Origin of the sequence: Flammeovirga sp. SJP92 (assembly GCF_001583495.1) — a bacterium.
GTDB lineage: Bacteria > Bacteroidota > Bacteroidia > Cytophagales > Flammeovirgaceae > Flammeovirga.
Genome location: NZ_LQAQ01000111.1, coordinates 312,083 through 333,033, shown reverse-complemented (window position 1 = coordinate 333,033; position 20,951 = coordinate 312,083). Strand labels below are relative to the sequence as shown.

The 20,951-nt window shown below is 35.1% G+C and carries 17 protein-coding genes; 9 read left to right on the top strand and 8 right to left on the bottom strand.

Annotated elements, in window-relative coordinates; translation table 11 throughout:
- From AVL50_RS29345 to AVL50_RS33580, 3 genes are all read left to right on the top strand, one after another.
- The coding region (locus AVL50_RS29345) for a FeoA family protein (protein WP_172826948.1) at nt 1–536 on the top strand (536 nt) is incomplete at its 5' end.
- A complete protein-coding gene (locus AVL50_RS33585; RefSeq protein WP_216639101.1) occupies nt 523–1,299 on the top strand; it encodes a FeoB small GTPase domain-containing protein in 777 nt (258 codons plus the stop codon). The genes AVL50_RS29345 and AVL50_RS33585, both read left to right, overlap by 14 nt.
- A 7-nt stretch (nt 1,300–1,306) precedes the next feature.
- A complete protein-coding gene (locus tag AVL50_RS33580) occupies nt 1,307–2,728 on the top strand; it encodes a nucleoside recognition domain-containing protein (protein ID WP_062621062.1) in 1,422 nt (473 codons plus the stop codon).
- Nucleotides 2,729–2,864: 136 nt separating this feature from the next.
- Here AVL50_RS33580 and floA read toward each other — a convergent pair whose 3' ends face one another.
- Entirely contained in the window at nt 2,865–3,878 is a 1,014-nt protein-coding gene (gene floA, locus AVL50_RS29330) for a flotillin-like protein FloA (protein ID WP_062621060.1), read from the bottom strand.
- A 241-nt stretch (nt 3,879–4,119) separates the two neighbouring features.
- On the opposite strand from floA, the gene AVL50_RS29325 reads away from it, so the two are divergent.
- Nucleotides 4,120–5,634, top strand: a complete 1,515-nt coding sequence (locus AVL50_RS29325; protein WP_062621058.1) for a peptide MFS transporter — start codon at nt 4,120–4,122, stop codon at nt 5,632–5,634.
- 74 nt (nt 5,635–5,708) lie between these two features.
- Here AVL50_RS29325 and AVL50_RS29320 read toward each other — a convergent pair whose 3' ends face one another.
- The 5 genes from AVL50_RS29320 to AVL50_RS33575 form a co-directional block, all read right to left on the bottom strand.
- Entirely contained in the window at nt 5,709–6,452 is a 744-nt protein-coding gene (locus AVL50_RS29320; RefSeq protein WP_062621056.1) for a hypothetical protein, read from the bottom strand.
- A gap of 201 nt (nt 6,453–6,653) precedes the next feature.
- Nucleotides 6,654–7,403, bottom strand: a complete 750-nt coding sequence (locus AVL50_RS29315) for a hypothetical protein (protein WP_062621055.1) — start codon at nt 7,401–7,403, stop codon at nt 6,654–6,656.
- Nucleotides 7,404–7,578: 175 nt separating this feature from the next.
- The gene (locus tag AVL50_RS29310) at nt 7,579–8,631 is read right to left on the bottom strand and encodes an o-succinylbenzoate synthase (protein WP_062621053.1); all 1,053 of its coding nucleotides are present in this window, start codon (nt 8,629–8,631) and stop codon (nt 7,579–7,581) included.
- A gap of 2 nt (nt 8,632–8,633) precedes the next feature.
- Complete coding sequence (locus AVL50_RS29305; protein ID WP_157491666.1) at nt 8,634–10,049, bottom strand: SPOR domain-containing protein; 1,416 nt, start codon at nt 10,047–10,049, stop codon at nt 8,634–8,636.
- 63 nt (nt 10,050–10,112) lie between these two features.
- Nucleotides 10,113–12,107 (bottom strand): peptidylprolyl isomerase, encoded by a 1,995-nt coding sequence (locus AVL50_RS33575; protein ID WP_216639100.1) that lies wholly within the window; start codon nt 12,105–12,107, stop codon nt 10,113–10,115.
- Nucleotides 12,108–12,175: 68 nt separating this feature from the next.
- Here AVL50_RS33575 and AVL50_RS29295 point away from each other — a divergent pair, with 68 nt between their 5' ends.
- The 4 genes from AVL50_RS29295 (at nt 12,176) to deoD (ending at nt 16,196) form a co-directional block, all read left to right on the top strand.
- Complete coding sequence (locus AVL50_RS29295) at nt 12,176–13,480, top strand: thymidine phosphorylase (RefSeq protein ID WP_062621049.1); 1,305 nt, start codon at nt 12,176–12,178, stop codon at nt 13,478–13,480.
- Nucleotides 13,481–13,636: 156 nt separating this feature from the next.
- On the top strand, nt 13,637–14,302 hold the full coding sequence (gene deoC / locus AVL50_RS29290; protein WP_062621046.1) for a deoxyribose-phosphate aldolase: 666 nt from the start codon (nt 13,637–13,639) through the stop codon (nt 14,300–14,302).
- A gap of 18 nt (nt 14,303–14,320) precedes the next feature.
- On the top strand, nt 14,321–15,466 hold the full coding sequence (locus AVL50_RS29285; RefSeq protein ID WP_062621045.1) for a phosphopentomutase: 1,146 nt from the start codon (nt 14,321–14,323) through the stop codon (nt 15,464–15,466).
- A 19-nt stretch (nt 15,467–15,485) separates the two neighbouring features.
- Entirely contained in the window at nt 15,486–16,196 is a 711-nt protein-coding gene (gene deoD / locus AVL50_RS29280) for a purine-nucleoside phosphorylase (protein ID WP_062621043.1), read from the top strand.
- 113 nt (nt 16,197–16,309) lie between these two features.
- Here deoD and AVL50_RS29275 read toward each other — a convergent pair whose 3' ends face one another.
- On the bottom strand, nt 16,310–17,689 hold the full coding sequence (locus AVL50_RS29275; RefSeq protein ID WP_062621041.1) for a leucine-rich repeat domain-containing protein: 1,380 nt from the start codon (nt 17,687–17,689) through the stop codon (nt 16,310–16,312).
- A gap of 144 nt (nt 17,690–17,833) precedes the next feature.
- Nucleotides 17,834–19,480, bottom strand: coding sequence for a GMC oxidoreductase (locus tag AVL50_RS29270; RefSeq protein WP_062621039.1), 1,647 nt, complete (start codon nt 19,478–19,480; stop codon nt 17,834–17,836).
- A gap of 234 nt (nt 19,481–19,714) precedes the next feature.
- Between AVL50_RS29270 and AVL50_RS29265 the strand changes: the two genes are divergently transcribed.
- Nucleotides 19,715–20,935, top strand: a complete 1,221-nt coding sequence (locus AVL50_RS29265; protein WP_062621037.1) for a DUF445 domain-containing protein — start codon at nt 19,715–19,717, stop codon at nt 20,933–20,935.
- Nucleotides 20,936–20,951: the final 16 nt, after the last annotated feature.

The following is a 20,951-nucleotide window of genomic DNA, read 5'->3' as shown; positions in this document are numbered from 1 at the left end:
GATCCCATCCCATCCCAACAAAAGACGGAAAACTACCTCGTTTAAAAGGAATAAGCCTTTCAAAAATAGAACATAATTGCACTGTAAAAGTTTTACATATAGAAGATGAACCAAAAGAAGTTTATAAATCTATATTAAAACAAGGTCTGCACATTGGATCAATCATGACCATCAATTTCACATCTTCTATGTACGCTACTGAAGGTCACGCATTGCATTTCAACAGAAAAGACCTTGAAAACATAACAGTGCAGGTGTTGGAGGAAGAAGAAGAAATACCAAAAGGAATTGTAAGGCTTTCTCACCTCAAAAAAGGAGAGCAAGCAATAATCACTGGATTATCTTCTGAGTGCAGAGGCATTAACAGAAGAAGGTTGCTGGATTTGGGTTTTGTAAAAGGCTCTAAAATCATGATCAATATGGTAAGCCCTTTGTCTGACCCTACCGCATTTTTGATCAGAGATACACTGATTGCTTTAAGAAAAGAACAAACGGACATGATATTAATTAAAAAGATTAATAATGATGCAGAATAATACACCAAGTGCCTGCGATTCATGTGCTCATAACCCCAATACAAGTTTAAAAAAATTGGGTGTTGATGTTGAAAATACAGATTTTGTAATTGCTCTCGCAGGAAATCCTAATACAGGAAAAAGTACTGTTTTTAATAATTTGACAGGGTTAAAACAGCACACAGGCAACTGGCCCGGTAAAACAGTAGGCAGAGCTGAAGGCGGTTTTATGTACAATGAAAATAGCTATAAGATCATTGACCTTCCAGGAACTTATTCTTTAATGTCTACTTCGGAAGATGAGGAGATAGCGAGAAATTTTATTTTATTCGGTAAGCCTGACGTGACCATTATTGTTGTTGATGCTGGGCGTTTAGAAAGAAACCTGAATCTCGTACTTCAAATTCTTGAAATCACAGACAAGGCCGTTTTATGTCTCAATTTAATTGATGAGGCAAAGCGTCATAACATCACTGTTGATGAGCGAACATTGTCAAAAGATCTTGGAATTCCAGTAGTGGCTACTTCCGCCATCAGAAACGTGGGGATTCAAGAGCTATTAAAAACAGTGGATGAAGTCGCTAAAGGAAAAATCAAATGTACTCCACACAGAATTAAAAATGTTCCTAAGGAGATTGATAAAAAAGTATCAAAGATTCAAGCTTCTATTGAAAGTGTGTACCCTGGACTTCCAAATGCTAGGTGGATTGCTTTCAGATTGCTGGATGGTGATGAAGATATTATTAAGGCAATTGAAGACGGAGAATTTATAAACGACAAATAAAGCTACAATGGACAAGCAAAATGCCATTAAAAATCTTTTAGAGCAAGCCGCCGATACAAGGTGGGAAATTGGGCAGGAATTCCATGACAAGCTCTCTGAAAGTATCTATCAAAATGCTGCGCAGATTGCAGATAGAACAGTAATTAAAGAAGGACAAAAAGGAAATTTTAATATAGATAGAGCCATTGACAGAGTGGTAACAAGTCCGATTTGGGGCTTTCCAATTATGTTTTGTGTGTTGGCCATTGTTTTATGGCTGACAATTATTGGTTCAAATTATCCCTCTCAGTTTTTAGCATTTTTACTTTTAGACAATGCTTATGAGTGGCTCAGAGCTTTTGCGATTGATATTGGAACACCTTCATGGTTAAGTGGTTTTTTTATTGATGGTGTTTTTCTATCTCTGGCTTGGGTAATTTCAGTAATGCTCCCTCCTATGGCTATCTTTTTTCCATTATTTACCATTTTGGAAGATCTAGGATACTTGCCAAGGATTGCATTTAACTTAGATGCTCTTTTTAGAAAGTCTGGCGCACATGGTAAACAAGCTTTAACCATGAGTATGGGCTTTGGCTGTAATGCTGCCGGAGTGATTGCAACAAGAATCATTGACAGTCCTAGAGAAAGATTAATTGCTATTATCACCAATAATTTTTCACTTTGTAATGGCCGTTGGCCAACGCAAATTCTTTTGGGGACAATTTTCGTAGGACAAATGGTACCAGAATCCTACAGAAGTTTAGTTTCTACAGCCAGTGTAATTGGAGTTGCACTTTTAGGGATTGGATTGACTTTCTTAACCTCTTGGGCACTTTCAAGAACTTTCTTAAAAGGTGAAGTATCTTCTTTTACATTAGAGTTACCTCCTTATAGAAAACCAAGAATTTTACAAACCATCTATACTTCACTAATCGATAGAACGCTGATTGTACTTTGGAGAGCCTGTTTATTTGCTGCTCCTGCAGGTGCTGTAATTTGGCTAGTGTGTAACATTAATATTGGAGGAGAATCAATTGCAAATCACCTAATCTATATCTTGGATAATTTTGGATTATTGATTGGATTGAACGGTGTCATTCTTTTAGCCTATGTTTTGGCCATTCCAGCCAATGAGATTGTTATTCCAACCATTTTAATGCTTACTGTAATGACTTCTTCTATCACAGGCTACGGTGCTGGTGATGGCGTAATGTTTGAATTAGATTCATTAGGCAATACTCATGATGTTTTAGTGGCTGGAGGATGGACACTACTGACTGCTATCAACGTGATGCTTTTCTCTCTAATTCACAATCCTTGCAGTACTACAATATACACCATTTACAAGGAGACGAACAGTATCCGATGGACTACTCTTGCTTCTATTGGGCCAGTCATTTTAGGTTTCATAGTTTGCTTTATAGTAGCACAGGTGTATTATTTGGTCTAACTGAAAACTTAATTATATATCATTCCAAAAAGCTCAGAACTGTGGTTCTGGGCTTTTTTTGTTTGACTATTGCTTATAAAAAAAGGACGTAAACCATTTAGCTTAGCGTCCTTTTTATCAATGATAATTTTAAAGATTAATATTCATCTTCATCTTCATCATCAGATCGTTTATCTTGTGTTTGATCGTCTCTGCTTGCTTCAGCAATAGAATCTCTCATTGTAGTGTCTGCTTGAAGGTTTTTCAACTTATAGTAATCCATGATACCAAGATTACCACTTCTGAATGCCTCTGCAATTGCCAATGGCACTTCTGCTTCTGCTTCAATTACCTTCGCTCTTGACTGTTGTGTTTTCGCTTTCATTTCTTGCTCAATCGCAACGGCCATTGCTCTTCTTTCCTCTGCCTTTGCTTCTGCTACTTTTAAATCTGCATCTGCTTGGTCAATCTGAAGTTTAGCACCAATATTGTCCCCAACATCAACATCAGCAATATCAATAGAAAGAATTTCGAAGGCAGTACCAGAATCCAATCCTTTTTCCAACACTAACCTTGAAATTTTGTCAGGGTTTTCTAATACCTCTTTGTGTGATAATGACGAGCCAATTGAAGTTACAATACCCTCACCAACTCTGGCTAAGATAGTTTCTTCACCGGCACCACCTACCAATTGAGCGATATTGGCTCTAACTGTTACTCTAGCTTTGGCAACCAATTGAATACCATCTTGTGCTACAGCTGACACATTTGGTGTATTGATCACTTGAGGGTTTACTGAAATTTGAACTGCTTCAAATACATCTCTACCTGCTAAATCTACAGCTGCTGCTTGTTTGAATGATAATGGAATATTGGCTTTGTCTGCTGAAATTAATGCTTTGATCACTGATGGTACATGACCACCTGCTAAGTAGTGCGTTTCTAAATCTGTGGTATTTAAATCTAAACCCGCTTTGGTTGCAGTAATTAATGAGTTGACGATAACTTTTGGAGGTACTTTTCTAATTCTCATTGTCACAAGGCTAATTAAGCTAATTCTAACACCTGAGAATATGGCTGTAATCCAAAGGTTTACAGGTACAAAATATAATAATGTAAAGAAACCTGCTATGCCCAAGACCAAAAATCCAGCGATAATAGTTATGTTCATTAAATTATTTAATGTTTATATAAATGAAAAAATTAATACTTATTGGAAAGATAATACAAAAAAATGAGTGTTTTAATGCTAAATATCAACTTTTTCTTTCTAGAATATTTTGCATATTTGTGGATTAAACATTTAAACGTAAAAATAAGAGACTTAATGATTAATATGTTTTTAAACTTCGACTTCCATTGAAGATTTTTTACGTCTAAAATAAATTTATTACTAACCAAAATTTAAAATTGTGAATAAGGCAACTTCAACAGGCCACCCTAAAGGGCTTTACACTTTGTTCGCCACAGAATTCTGGGAGCGTTTCAGCTACTACGGAATGCGTGGTTTCTTCGTCCTTTACCTAACTGCAACATTAATGGATGGCGGTTTCGGGCTTGAAAAAACTGGAGCTTACGAAATCTACGGTATTTTCACTGCCCTTGTATACGTAACTCCTATCTTAGGTGGTATTCTTGCAGACAAACTTATTGGTCAAAGAAAATCAATCTACATCGGTGCACTTCTCATGGCACTTGGTCAATTTACTATGGCCGCTTCAGTTCGCTACGGATTGGGTGAATTAGTAACTGCCAGACAACTTTCTCTTTACTTAGGCCTTGGTTTACTTATTATTGGTAATGGTTTCTTCAAACCAAACATTTCTACAATGGTTGGTGGTTTATATAGTTCAGATGACCCTAATAAAGATGGTGGTTTCACGATCTTCTATATGGGTATCAACTTAGGTGCATTCGTAACAAACTTTGTAGGTGGTTCATTAGCTGAAAAAGTAGGTTGGGAATATGGATTCATTGCTGCAGGTATCGGTATGGTTGCTTCAACAATCTGGTTCTTCTTTAGAGAAACTTCTGTTGTGAGTGGTGAAACAGGTCATGCTGTTGGTATGGCTCCAAAAGACGATGCGTCTACAAAATTCAAATTGAATCAAAAAGATTGGATGCAAATCCTTGCTTACGTTGTAGGTCTTGCTGCTATCACTTATGGTACAGTATGGTCATTAGTAAACATTGATGCTGATATTATCAATACAGTAGTTCAAATCATTGCTATTGGTGGTATTGGTTACCTTGCTTTCACTATCTTCCAAAATACTTCAGGTGGTACTGAATGGAGCCGTGTTGGAGTAATCTTAGCTCTTGCTGTTTTCAATGTCATTTTCTGGTCAGGTTTTGAACAAGCAGGTACTTCATTCAACACTTTCGCCAATGAATATACAAACCGTGATGTGTTTGGGTTTGAGGTTCCAGCCTCTTGGTTCCAATCTATCAACGCTGTATTTATCATTATCTTGGCTCCAATTTTCACAATCATGTGGACTAAGCTTTCTGAAGCTAAATTGAACCCAAGAACACCAGTTAAATTTGCGTTATCATTAGTATTCCTAGGTGTAGGTTTTGGTATTATGGCATTAGCAAATGACACTTACACTGAGTCAAACATGCTAATCTCTCCATTGTGGTTAGTGATGGTATACCTTTTCCACACTGTTGGTGAATTATTCATGTCTCCAATTGGATTATCAATGATTACAAAATTATCTCCAGCCAAAATCGTTTCAGTTATGATGGGTCTTTGGATGGGTTCTATTGCTTTGGGTAACTACTTAGCGGCACAAATGACTGCAATCTCACAAAGCTATGGTTTTGATACATTCTACTTCATTACGGTTTACGCTTTAATTGCTGCAGCTGTAGCATTTGCTGTATCACCAATCTTAAATAAGATGATGAAAGGTATTCACTAAGAGTGTACTACATAAATCAACCCCTTATGGTTCTTTAATAAAGTCCATAAGGGGTTTCTTTTTTCTAATGTATTTTACTTTTTAGCTACAATTTCCTGTACTTTTTCTGCTTCCTCCTCTATCATCACATTATAAGTATTAACAGGCATATGACGGTTGAATTGGATCTTATTTTGCACAGCAAGCATTTCATAATTTCCTGACTTTATATAAAAGTGCAGACCATTCTCTTCGTTACACTCTTTTACCTCACTGCATTTCTTGTTTAAATAACCCATGAAGTCATACATGTCTGTATTTTCATTTTTTACAAAAACGAAAAACCCCTGCTTTTCAACTTTCTTTGCCGCACTGAAAAAAGTCATTTCTCCTATATGTTTTTGATTCACAAAAGGAGAAGGAGATTCATGGTCTTCTTTCTTAAAAATAACCGTATGATTGTATGCTGTAAATACCTCCGTAAGGTTATTATTAATGTTTAGGAATACATTTTGATAAGAAGCTTTTCCATTTTTTATCGTACCTGAAGCATAAACCGTTTGAGCATATTTATAATCATGATACAAAACTTTAAGTACCTCTCCATTTTTCACTAAAACGCTAGCATCAACAACTTCCTCTTTTAAATCAGTAATATAGTCAGATTCCGAAGGCATAATAACCCAGACCTCATGCCAACCTTCTTGTGGACTAGGTAACTGCTTACTATTTTCTTTGTAATAATTTTTCAGATCTTTTTTTGAAGTGAAATCTTGAGCATTTAATTGAACAGCCCCAATAATAGAGGCAATGAGTAATAAAATTCGTGAGTAATACATATGAGTCAAATTAGGTTTTTACAAATATCATTATTTAAAGATTTGTAGAATAATGAATTAGAGAGACTATATTACCTTTGTAAGGTCTGTTCTGATTATGCAAAAAATCATTTTCAAAGCAAATGTATACATAGAATATAATAAGAAACCTCATGACAATATTATATTATCATGAGGTCTTCTGTTCTGCTAAAAGTTTCTTTAATTCTCTGTTCCAGTAAATAACTCGATGGGCCTTGATGCATCACCTTTCACCTCAATGGAGTATTTACGAGTAGGCATTTTCCTGTTGATTTGAATTTTATCTTTTACCGTATAAAATTCATATTTTCCATTCTTCAATACAACCTTTAAACTGTTGTCAGAAGTACATTTTTCTGCATCACTACATTTCTTATTGATAAACCCTACAAAGTCATAATCCTTTGATTTTGTATTTTGAATAAAGACATAAAAACCATGCTTCTCAAGTTTATTTTCATTAGAATAAAAAGTGACATTACCAATTTCATCGGCTGTATTTAATAGAGGTTCTGTTGGTGTTTTTTGAGGTTTGAAAATAACGGTATGGTCATATGCTACATACACTTCCGTCAATTCATTACTAATATCTAAGATTACTTTTTGAAATGCCCCCTTTCCCTTTTTTATCGTACCTAAAGGATAAACTTCTTGATGGTAACCATATCCTTTATAATGAATCCACTTCATCTCACCATTCTCAATATATATTTTAGCTTCTACAACTTCTTCCGTCAAGTCAATCATAAAATCAGCTTCTTCAGGTAAGATAATCCACGCTTCATTCCATCCCTCTTTCGGATTCTGAAACTGGTTACAATTTTCTTTGTAATATTTTTTCAGTTCTTTTCCTGTAGAAAAATTTTGTGCAGTAAGTTGATTTGACCCAAGAACAATAGCTATGATCAGAATCAGTTTCGAGTAATACATCTAAATTCAAGGTTAATTGGTCTACTACTTCCAAATAGAAAATGAAAGAAGCAGGGCGAAAGCAAATTAAATTATAGATGCAAGGTAAAGATTCAGTGCTAAAATCAGGTTCGCAGTTTCTTATGTGTAATAAAATGTCATTCAGGAATTACAAAATCTAAAAAACATGCAACATTTATTCAATTTCCCACCCTCTGTTTTTATCGTAAAAAATTGTCCCGTCATTTACTGTAAGCGGTGAAGGGTAGTTATTGTGATAGAGCTGTCCTGTTCCTAAGCCATGTGGCTTGTCTATTGTATAGTTGGCTGTAAACTGAGCAATAGCATTCAAACCAATATTAGATTCTAATGCAGAAGTCATCCACCATGGAATGTTCAATTGTTCCGCATAAGTAATCCATTGCTTTGATGCTTCCAAACCACCCACCAAAGCAGGTTTTAAAATGATATATTGAGGCTGTATCGTTTCTAGAAGCTTCAACTGATCTTCACTTTTAACACCAATCAACTCTTCGTCCAGTGCTATTGGTATTGGCGTCTTTTCACAAAGTGATGCCATTTCATCAATTTGCCCCGCCCATATTGGTTGTTCAATAGAATGCAAATCAAAGGCCGACAATTGATTTAATTTCTCTAATGCTTCCTCCACTTTAAAAGCTCCATTAGCATCTACTCTTAAAGTGATTTTATCTGCGGTAAACTCTTTTCTTATGTATTTCAGCAGGTCTAATTCATCTTGGAAGTTAAGCGCCCCTACTTTTATCTTTATACAGTCAAAACCTAATTGTAATTTCTTATCAATCTGTTCCTTCATGAAAGCCTTATCTCCCATCCAAACCAATCCATTAATTGGAATAGGTGTACCTTCAATAAAACTATTTTGATAGATTATCTTTTGTCCTCCATGCTGAAGATCAAGCAAGGCTGTTTCCAATCCGAAATAAATACTGGGGTATTTTTCCTTGTCAACAAATTCATTCAAGTTTTCTAAGGTTACCAAGGAAGTATTGCATAAATTTAAAATCGATTGCAAACGACCTTCATAATCAGAAAACGCATCGACACTCAATCCTTTTAGAATGTTACACTCCCCCCATCCAGTTACTTCAGGTGACTCTTTGTGATACACTTTAATCAAGAAGCAATCTTTAGTAGAAATAGAACCTCTTGAGGTTTTAGCGGGAAAATTAAATCTCAACTCCCTTTTTACATATTCGAATTTCAACATTCTTAAAGAACATTATTAGGTTCACTCAATTGAAAATTTTCACCCAAACGTAATGACGAAAGTTTATGGATCAATTCTGCATCTGAATACAAACCATCTCTATAATTAGACACTTTTCCAATCAATCTATCATTTTGGAAAATAATTGACTCAGCCATATAGGCGATTCTTCTTGTTTCAGGATTACGTCTTCTGATTTTATAAATAAAAGCATCACGACTTCCAACAAGTAGCTTTTCTACCTTACTATCATTGATGTAAGTAGAATATCTTTTCTTGAAAATTCGATCAGTTATTGCTTGATCATTGATATTTTCAAACTGATAGACAATTGTACCTTTTGCTGAATCATTAAATAGAAAATCAGCATTTGTTTCTTTTACCTCCAAAAGTGCCGTTTTTCCTCTTAAACTTTTCTTCGTCTCAAAATTAAAAGCCACCAAACGTTCTGTAGATCCTACATTATCAGGCAAAGCTCCAAGTATTCTTCCTAAACTATGGTAATCTTCAATGGACTTATCTTCTCCAATTTTTGATGCAAATCCCTTCAAAAGGTTAATGTCATTATTGGTGGACTGAAACAAGGCAATCAGCAATCCTGAGGCACTTTCCTGTACTAAATAAGACTTCAGTTCCCTTGGGTTGATCGTAACGGTATATCCTTTCATTCCCCAATTATTATTACTGTCATGAAAGTCCATTTTCTTGACGTTGTATTTCTTGGAATTCAAAATCTTCTCCGCTATCATTTTAGATACCTCTTCACCAAGTTCATGTTTTTCATGAAGCTTGATAACATGTACAACTACTTCATCTTTATAAATTGGATCAAAATAACGAGCTTCTGCTATTTCCTCTACGTTTTTATCAAACATTCGACTAGATAAACCACGAGGCCAATCAAAGTCAATGTTCTTGCTGATTTTATTACTTCTATGGCTAATATCTTTGTAATAGTGAAGCGATTTTACATCAGTAAGAACATGATTGGTTGAAAAAGGCAACTGTGCGATTAAATCAAGGCTAGGCCATGTCACAGGATAATTTTCAATATCGTCATCATCATCGACTGGATATAACTCCTTTGCTATTTTATTATAATTCTGGATTTCAAGACCTGTCAATCTTAAGTCGTCCTCAATATTCATTTTCAATGATAATATATCCTCTAACGACTTTTCAGTACCCGCCATGATATGGAACCATTTCCCATTTTCTGATGAAGTCTGTGAAATCATATAAGGTTTAACCCCAAGATCCTTGATTCTATCAAAAGCCCTCTCTGCATCATCATATTCTCTAAAAGAGGATATTTTGATTGAAAAAGGTTTCTCTTCATCAAATTGCTCTACACTGCAACTGAAAAACACAAAACTGTAGGCAAGCAGAATAAAAAAATAGTTAAACCTAAATATCATTTGTCTGTAAATTATCTCCTGGAATTATATACACATTGGTAAATTTATCATTTTTCGCGGATATTATTGTACCTCTGCGATATTATCTTTTTGTAAATTGACCTTAATAATCTGATCACCATACTCTAAAGATTTCATTACTGCAACGCCATTTACAATTTCTGCAAAAATGGTATATCGTCCATCTAAATGATGCGTAGCCACTTCTGTCATAAAGAACTGACATGATTCTGTATCCTTACCGGCTGATGCAATACCCAATGATCCAACCTTATATTTCAGGTAAGAAAATTCAGAAGGAATTGTTGTTTCTAAACCTCCAAACCCATCTCCTCTAGGATCTCCTCCTTGGACCACAAAGTTTGGAACGACTCTGTGGAAATAAAGGCTGTCGTAAAATTTCTTTTCAATTAAATCAACAAACATTGCAACAGTTGCAGGTGCTTCTTCCACTTTTAATTGGATTGTGATATCCCCTTTTGAAGTTGAAATTACTACTTCTTGGTCTTGTTTAATGTTTTGGATGCTCTCCCAATTTATGCTCACATTCTTTTTTGGAATACTTGAAGGTTGGTAATCATAGCCTTGAATTTTTGCGATTGTTTTCTCTAATTCAATATAACCTTCTACTTGCAAAGGAAGAGATAAACTATTTTTCACACTATCAATTAATGCCACCGGAGGAAATGCATCACCAAACTTCTCGTTATTTTTCTGCATAAATGCACCTATAGTATAAAGTTGTCCAACATCCTTAGTTCTTAAAGCATCCGATAAAATTCCTTTCAATTGAGCTTCGTCAGATTTCTTCAAATGTTTTTTACCATCATAATTATTCATCACTAGCTCAATCGCTTTTGTCTGCAAGACTTTTTCATTTGAATTTATCCAAACATCAAGTACAAAAGATTTTCCTAGAGACGATTCGTTCATGGCCTCTAACAAAAGCGACTGTTCATACACAGAACTGCTATTTTCATAAAGCTCTTTCGTGTATTCATAAATATTCTTCTGCTTGTTTCTCTCATTCATTACTGCTTTCAAAGTCAGAGCTCTAGTGTTTTTATTTTGGATAGTTTGAGCTACTTTATAAACATCATTTGAAGTTTTCCAACCCAATTTACCATATAATACCTTTGCTGCACTTATAGAAACTCTAGCATTTTCATGATTTAAAAATGGAACAGTTTCTTCTACAACACCATTGTATTTAACTTTCTTTGTAGCCAAAATTGCATTGACTAGTACTGATGGATCTTTTTCATCCTGAAGGATTTTTTTAAGAGCAGTTGAACTTCCATTACTTTTTGAAAAAACACCAATGGCTTGTGTAAAGTTAGCTCTTACTAAAGCTGACGTATCTCTTCTTGCTTGGTTGAAGATGTTAGAATTAAAAGTCTCCACCATTTGCTTGGAGTCCATTCTTGTAAAATAAGCACTGCACCATTCCCTAGTTTCTGTGTCTTTTGTGGAAGTGAAAATTCTCATCACTTGTTCTGCCGCATCATAAGACTGAATTCCTTTTCTGGTTAATGCTCTATAAAGACCTTTCACAATACCTCTTTTCACTAATTCATCTTTGGTATTGAAATGTGACATTACAATCACCGCTCTTTCATCGGCACATTCTCCTAAAGTTTCAAAGAGAACTTCCAAGCCTTTACTTTTGTCTTGATAGTTGATGATTAGATCAATCAACAAATCATTTAACCTAGGATCTCCAATTTGTCCAATTGCAAAATCAGCCGCTAGTTTTACATCCAACGGATACTCTCCCATCAAGATTTCTTTGCAAGACGCTAATGCTAATGTATCTTGAACAGACCCTAAAGCGGTTAGAATTTCAATTTTATATGAATTATCTAATTGAGGAAGTAATTTTACCAATTCGGAGGCATTTCTTTGATCTCTCAAATCATAAATCGCCCGAATTTGCTTATCTTCAAACTTATTATCAAAGTGAATTATTTTTTCTTCCTGAAGGTTCTCATTTTGTGTACAACTTAAAATTGTAAGATTAATTACAATTAAGTGAAAAAGTAATATTTGCTTTGTCATATACGCTGAATCAATTTATTACTGATAAAAATAACCAAAATAAAGTTTGATATCAAAATAAGATTTACATGAGAGCAGTAGATATCATCACAAAGAAGAGAGATGGAATTCTCTTATCTGATCAAGAGCTACAAGAGTTTCTATCTAACTATCTGGAAGGAAAAGTAACTGACTATCAAATGTCCGCTTTTTTAATGGCAGTCTATCTGAATGGCCTTTCTGAAGGGGAATTAAAAACCCTGACAAAAACTATGAGAGATTCAGGTCAACTGATAGAATTAGAAGGAGTTACACGATTCCTAATTGATAAACACAGTACTGGCGGTGTTGGAGATAAAACTTCTATAGCCTTGGCTCCTCTTTTAGCTACTTTCGGAATTGGAACTGCAAAAATGTCTGGTAAAGGTTTAGGACATACAGGTGGTACATTGGACAAATTTGACGCCATCCCTGGATTCACATTTCCTGACTCTGAACAAGCTATGGTCAAAACCATTGAACACACAGGTGTTGGAATTATGGGACAGACGGATAACATTGTGCCTTTAGATAAAAAACTGTATGCATTGCGTGATGTTACAGGTACAGTGAGTAGTTATCCTCTAATTGCATCAAGTATTATGAGTAAAAAACTTGCAGTACGTAGTGATGGAATTATCCTTGATGTAAAAGTAGGTGACGGTGCCTTTATGAAAACACTTGAAGATGCTCAAAAATTAGCGAATATTATGAAAAATATTGGCGAAATGTTTGGTAGAACAGTAAAAGTGGTACTCAGTGGCATGGAACAACCTTTAGGGAATGCTGTTGGAAACGGATTGGAAGTTTATGAAGCCATTCAATCACTGAAAGGTGAAGGGCCAAAAGATTTTGAAGAACTGATCACTACGATTACTGGAATTGCCTTGGTACAGAAAGGTGATGTTAAAACAGTTGAAGAAGGTATTGCTCTAGCAACTGCTAAATTAAAAACTGGAGAAGCCGTAAATGTTTTAAGAGATTTTGTGGCTGACTGCGGTGGCGATGCATCCTACATCGAAAACCCTGAGAAATTCCTTTCAGCTCCTCATCAAGTTGAATTAAAAGCAAAAGAATCTGGATGTATTTCAGCTCTAATGGCCGAAAAAGTAGGAATTGCAGCTATGATGCTTGGTGCTGGAAGAGAAACGAAAGAGGATAAAATTGACCACGCTGTAGGTATAGTGCTCAACAAAAAAATTGGCGATCAAATCAGCAAAGGAGATACGCTTGCTACACTTTACTATAGAGAGGAAAATCAAAAATTGTCGGAAGCAAAAGAATTATTAGAAAGTGCTTATGAATTCTCTACAGAATCCATTGGAACTCCTAATATCATTCTTGATATTCAATAATTTTTGACTTTTGTATACATCGAATTGTATTATATTAATTAAGATTCTTAATAAGTATAAAACAATAACAATTAATAAGTACTACAGCCATAAATAATAAAACCGTATTATTAATTTGCGAAGCTTAATTTGCATATAAACACTAAAAATTTCCTTATGAGTATTGCAAAATATATTGACCACACATTATTAGCAGCTAATGCTACAAATGCCCAAATTGTTCAACTTTGTAAAGAAGCAAAGGAACATCACTTTTTCTCTGTTTGTGTTAATTCGGGTTATGTACCGTTAGCTAAGAAAGAAACTGAGGGTTCTGATGTGGCGGTATGTTCTGTTGTTGGTTTTCCATTAGGTCAAATGGATACTGCATCTAAAATTTTTGAAACAAAAACAGCCATCGAAAACGGTGCTGACGAAATAGATATGGTCATCAACGTTGGTAGAATGTTGGACGGTGATCATGCGTATGTTCAAAATGAAATTAGCGAATTAAAGAAAGTGGTTGGTGATAGAGTTCTTAAAGTAATCATTGAGACTTGTTACTTATCAAAAGAGCAAATTGCTGAAGCTTCTAAGCTTTCTATCAATGCTAACGCTGACTTCGTGAAAACTTCTACTGGCTTTGGAACAGGTGGAGCAACTTACGAAGACATTCAAATCATGAAAGACGCTGTAGCTGGTAAAGCTCAATTGAAAGCTTCTGGTGGTGTTCGTGATTATGAAACTGCTCAAAAATACATCGACATGGGTGTAACTCGTTTGGGTACATCTAGCGGAATTAAAATTATCTCAGGTGGTACTGCCGACGAAGGCAGCTACTAGAAAATAACTACTATTACTATGGTAAAAAGAGTTGCCTTAATCGTTTTAGATAGTGTAGGTATTGGTTTCAGTGCCGATGCCGACGAATACGGTGATAGAGGTGCAAACACGTTAGGTCACATTGCTGACAGTGCTGGTTTGGATATTCCAAATATGCATGAAATGGGACTTGGTAACATTGCTCCTTTGTATGGTCTTCCTCCAATGGGTACAACTTCTGCTGCTTATGGAAAAGCCAAGGAAGTTTCTCATGGAAAAGACACTACTACAGGTCACTGGGAAATTGCAGGACAGATTTTAACAGAGCCTTTCCCTACTTATCCCAATGGTTTCCCTGCTGATATCATGGAAGCATTTGAAAAAGCAACGGGTAAAGGGACTATCGGAAATAAAGTGGCTTCAGGAACTGCCATCATCAATGAATTAGGTGATGAGCATGTAGCTACAGGAAAACTGATTATTTATACATCAGCAGATTCTGTATTCCAAATTGCCGCACATGAAGAGGTTGTTCCTTTGGAAGACCTTTATAAATATTGTGAGATTGCTCGTGAGCAATTGGGCGTAGGGCGTGTCATTGCTAGACCTTTTGTGGGAAGCAACGGAGATTACCAACGTACTTCTAACCGTCACGATTATTCTTTGGAGCCTGCTGATAACATGCTTACAAGAATTAAAGCAGCCGGAAAAGATAGTATTGGTGTGGGTAAAATCTTTGATATCTATGCAGGTAAAGGTTTTACAGAACACACTTACACAAAAAGTAATGCAGAAGGAATTGATAAAACAATCGAATTCCTTAAGCAAGACAATGAAGGTTTAATCTTCACTAACCTTGTAGATTTCGATATGCTTTTCGGCCATAGAAGAGATCTGATTGGCTATAGAGACGCCTTGGAATACTTTGATCAGCGATTACCTGAAATCACTGCAGCAATGAATGATGACGACTTATTGATCATCACTGCAGATCATGGTAACGATCCTATTTTCAAAGGAACAGATCATACGAGAGAACATATTCCAATTCTTATCTATGGTAAAAAAGTAAAACCTGTCAATATTGGTTTCCGCTCTACTTTCGCAGATATCGGAACTACAATTGAGGATGTTTTACTAGGAGAAACTACAGCTAACGGTAGTTTCGCTTCAATGATTTTATAATCGAAAAAATTAGAAAAAAATGAGTATTCATATTGGTGCAAAACCTGGAGATATAGCAGAAGTAGTTTTAATGCCTGGCGATCCGCTTCGTGCAAAATTCATCGCTGAAAACTACTTAGAAAACCCTGTACAATACAACAACGTTCGTGGAATGTTGGGTTACACTGGTACTTACAAAGGTCATAAAATTTCAGTTCAAGGTTCAGGTATGGGTATCCCTTCTATCGGTATCTACGCTCACGAATTGGTGACTGAATTTGGTGTTAGAAAATTAATCCGTGTAGGTAGCTGTGGTTCTATGCAACCGCACATCAAGCCAAGAGATTTAGTTTTTGCGATGTCTGCTTCTACTGATTCTTCTTTCAACCAAAACCGTTTCGGTGGTAAAGACTACTCTCCTGCCGCTGACTTCGAAATGATTGCAAAAGCCAATCAAATCGCGAAAGAAAAAGGTATCAAGCCTTTCAACGGTAACGTTTTATCATCAGACACTTTCTATGGTGATGATGCTGACGAGTGGAAAAAATGGGCTAAATACGGTGTTTTAGCCGTTGAAATGGAAACAACTGCACTTTACACTATCGCTGCTCAATTCAACGCTCACGCTTTAACTATCCTTACTGTAAGTGATAGTTTAGTGACAGGTGAAGAATTAAGTTCTGAAGATCGCCAAAATACGTTCACAGATATGATGGAGATCGCTTTAGAAACTGCAATTGATGGTTTATAAGAAGCATTTTTATAAAACTAAAAAGAGGTAAAAGTTGAATGACTTTTACCTCTTTTTTTTATTGATATTGATTCAAAAAGAGAATGAACACAACTCTATTGCTTCTATATTAATCACAAACTGGTGGTAAAATTCATTTTATTACCGTCTCTAAAATCTTTAACAGTATCGCATATTTCAGAGGGGAGGCTTTCCCATGGATTTCCCATCCAGTAAATATTTAAATCATGAAGATTACCAATAGATTTTGGTAGAGTTTTTAGGCGGTTATATTCTACTTTCAATATCCGTAGCTTGGAACATTTCCCTATATCTTTGGGTAAAGTAGGGATCACATTATCGGAGAGATCCAAATAGTCTAAATGTTTCCATGTTTCAATATTTTCAGGACCTCGAAACTCTGTGATTCTATTTTTAGAAATATCTAACCTCTTCATTTTTTTAAAATTATTAATAAATTCAGGAGTTTTTGTAAGATGTAAATTATTTAAATACAAATACTCTATTGGTAATGAAGACAGTTCAATAGGAAAATCTATTTCCTGTGCTGAATTGGTTATTGCAAATGTTCTCAGTTTTGTTTTTGACAATTCTTTTGAAATACTTTTTAAACTATCCGCCTCTAAAGATAAATATCGTAAATTAGTCAGCTCTCCTATAAAATCAGGTACTGATGTAATGGTAGGTATTTTATTATTTTTGATAATTAACCCGCTTAAACTTTCCATACCTGCTATACATTCAGGAAGTTCTGGTAGTGAACAAAATAGCTTAAACTCTTCTAGCTTCTTTAATTGACTTAATGAACTAGGTAACGATTTTAATTTAGGACTCCCAATATGTAATTTTTCTAATTTACTGAGTTGAGCTACTTCTGGACAAATATACTCCAGACTGTCAGAACGAATTTCTAGCTTCTTTAAATTCTTAAGGGATACTATTTCGGGTGGTACTTCCCTTAGAGACTTTTGACTGATATCAATAATCTCAAGATTTTCCAATGTGTAAACATAAGTAGGAAAATTAACTGTTGCTTCTGGACGAATAACTAAAAGATCTTTCAAACCTTTCAGCTCTTCTAAACCTGTGTAAGAAACTAAACTATCTTCCTTATTATAAAGAACCAGACTTTCTACTTCTATTGTTTTAAAAATATCAGGGATATAAGAAAAGTTTCTTAGTTTTAATTTATTTAATGTTTTGATTTTTCTTAATCTTGACAAAGATTCATCTAATTGATCTACTCTCTCCGCATCTGAGAAATAAAAAAGACTTAAATAAACTATTTTTGAATTTTCTATTTTAGTATACATATTTATATACTTATCCAAAGTATATTTTTTTAATAGTCTATCTGGAGTAAGTTTATAAAAAACATCTCTTAAAATTTCTTGATCTTCATTTGAAAGATCTGATAAGTCTTGCTCTTCATATTTATTAGATTTACACCCTACTAATAAAGAAAGGAGTATCAGTAAAAAAAGTTGTTTCATTAAAAAGTTTGCTCTGATATTTATTCTTTTTTTTCAATTGACATTTAAATATAACATTTTTATTAACAAAAAGAGAGAAAGGTTTTAGCGATGGTTTACTACTTTTCTCAACCAATAACCTCTCTTCTAGTATTTCATAAAGTATCACTTCAAAATTTGTGACTTTTCACTACTCTCAGATTTACCAATCACTCTCATCTGCTCCTCCAAAGAAACATTTCTATTCCCCTCTTTCTCCGGAATATGCGACATCGCATACTCGCTTAAAGATGTAATGGTCAAACTTGGGTTCACTCCCAAATTACAAGGAATAATAGAGCCATCAAGAACATAAAGGTTAGGATAATTGTGTACCTCAAACTTTTCATTGACTACTCCTTCTTCTGCATCTTTTCCCATATTACAACCACCTAATATATGAGCAGTCATGGGTGTGTTCAATAAAATTTCAGAACCTGCATTTAATGGTATACCACTTACCTTTTCCGCATAACGGTGCATCACTTTTTGTCCAACATCAATATAGGCAGGAACGGCAAAACTGTTTTTGGGGTCAAATTTTAGTTTTCCTCCAAACAGCCCTTTCGACCATTTCAAGGTCATACTTTCTTCCAAAGACTGCATCACAAGTAAAATCAAAGAGCTTCGCCCCCATTTTCTGATCTTAAAAGTACTTTTCAAAAACTGAATGGGTTTTGTAGCAATATTCCCGATCAGCTTCGCAAACCTTACACCTGTTCTGGCAGGGCCTGTTGCTAAAGCGGACATACGGCCCATTGCACCTGAATCCGTATTGTATTTCACTACTTCGATATGTGTGTTCTCATCAGGATTAAAGTAAGAACTAATGGCGATACTGTTATTGAGTTTTCTATCCGCATTAGAAATACCACAAAGCATCTCTGAGTTTGTTCTTATATTAAAACCTAATCGATTGGAGATATTTTTGAGCTTGCCGGTTTCGTACTTTTCTTTTAAAAGTAATTTCATGGTACCAATAACCCCCGCACTTACCACTACTCCTTTTGCTTTGAGTGTCCTTTTATTTTTTGTGAAAATGGATGTACTGTTCTCAACGCTTACTAAATACTCTTCATTGATCTTCTCAATACCTGTTACTTTTGTTTCTGGAAGTATTTCAGCACCAAATTTCTCTGCAAAGAATAAATAATTTTTCTCTAATGTGTTTTTAGAATTGAATTGACAGCCCAGCATACAACCGGCACATTTCTGACAAGCATCACGCTTTGGTCCCAACCCTTTAAAATAGGGATCTACTCCATTTTCTCCTTCATAATATACCCCAACATTCACGCCTCCAAATGAAGCTTCTTGCCCCATATCTTGGGCGATTTCCTTCAAAATAAAATCTTCTTCATGCAGGTCTTTAAAAGGAATAGTCCCCAACATAAATTTTGCTTTATCATAATAGGGTTTCAATGTCGCTTTCCAATCCTTATCTAGATGACTCCACGCTTTATTTTGAAAAAAGTGATCTTGAGGGTACATATGGGTATTACCATAAACATTGCTTCCGCCGCCAACACCAACTCCTCCAAGGATAAAAACTTCTTTAAAGAAAGTAAGGCTTTGAGGTCCAAAACACTTAATAATGGGTGCCCACAAAAAACGTCTGATATTCCAATCGGTTTTGGGTAACTTCTTTACTTCAAGCCTCTTCCCTTTTTCAATCACTAATACACTATATCCCTTCTCTGCCAAACGCATGGCTGAGACACTTCCCCCGAAGCCGGAACCTATTACTATATAATCATATATTTTATTTTCCATAGTGTTTTATTGGTACTTTTATGTGTTTGGTCTCTTAGAATAATTCAAAGTAACTATCTGATAAACTGTCTGTTTTCTACTTTGTTTATTCAATTTCACAGTCAGAATTGGATTTTAATCATTAATGACTGAATAATTCTTCATTTGAATTATTGAATATATTTAATTTTGTTCACTTATAGAAATCCGACTTTATAAAAATCTATCTTTCAAAGATTTTTTTATTTTTGTGGTATGGATCTAACACTAAACGACTTTTTTCTATATATCTCCATCCCTTTTATTAGTGGCTTTGTAGGTTGGTTTACAAACTGGGCGGCAATCAAAATGATGTTCTACCCCATTAAGTTTATGGGGGTCAAACCTTTTGGCTGGCAAGGTATTATCCCTGCCAAATCCACCAAAATTGCTTCTAAATCAGTGGATCTATTGACCGCAAAATTGATTAAAATTGAGGAACAATTTGCAATGCTGGATCCTGATATAGTTAATATTGAAATGAAAGATTCAATTAATGCTGTATCAAAGAAAACGGTTGATTTGGTGATGCAGTCAGAGATTCCTTATATATGGGAAAAAGTACCTGATGTGATCAAAGGAAAAATCTATGAAAATATTGAACAAAGAATTCCTAAAGCTACTGAAAATGTGCTTATTGATATGGGAGCCAACATCAGAGAGATGCTTGACCTCAAAAAACTAACATTGGACACGGTTGCTTCTCGCCCTGCTTTGTTGAACACCATTTTTATGAAGTGTGGTAAAGATGAATTCAAGTTTATTGAAAGGTCAGGCCTTTACTTCGGGTTTCTGTTTGGCTTGGTACAGATGGTTGTCGCTTACTTTTATAATCCTTGGTGGCTACTCCCTTGTTTTGGACTTCTAGTTGGTTATGCTACAAACTGGCTTGCTCTTAAATTAATATTTGAACCAAAAGAGCCTATTTATTTTCTAGGCATGCGATTTCAAGGACTTTTTCTTAAAAGACAAGTCACCGTGGCTGAAGAATATGCTACATTGATCACTTCTGAAATCTTAACCACCGAAAGACTCTTCAGGTATACACTTCAAAATACAGGTAAGAAAATTCTTTCTGACATTTTCAAAAACAGAATCGGACAAGTGGTAGATGAAGCTTATGAAGAAGTCCATGAGTTTGTTTCCAAATTTGCTGATAGAGAGATCACTGACAAACACCTTAACATCATTAAAAACATAGCTCATTTTACTTTTATGGCAGAATTTCATATTTGCCTGAGAGATGCATTCCCCTATGCCGATCGTGTTTTTGACCTTAAAAACAATATTCAGAAAAAAATTGAAGAACTTCCTTATGATGATTTTGAAGGACTTTTACGCCCTGCCTTCCAGGAAGATGAATGGATTCTGATTGTTGTTGGTGCCATTTTGGGTGGTTGTGCTGGAATTTCTCAATATATCCTTCTTTTTCAGTAATTCTTTGAAAATCATT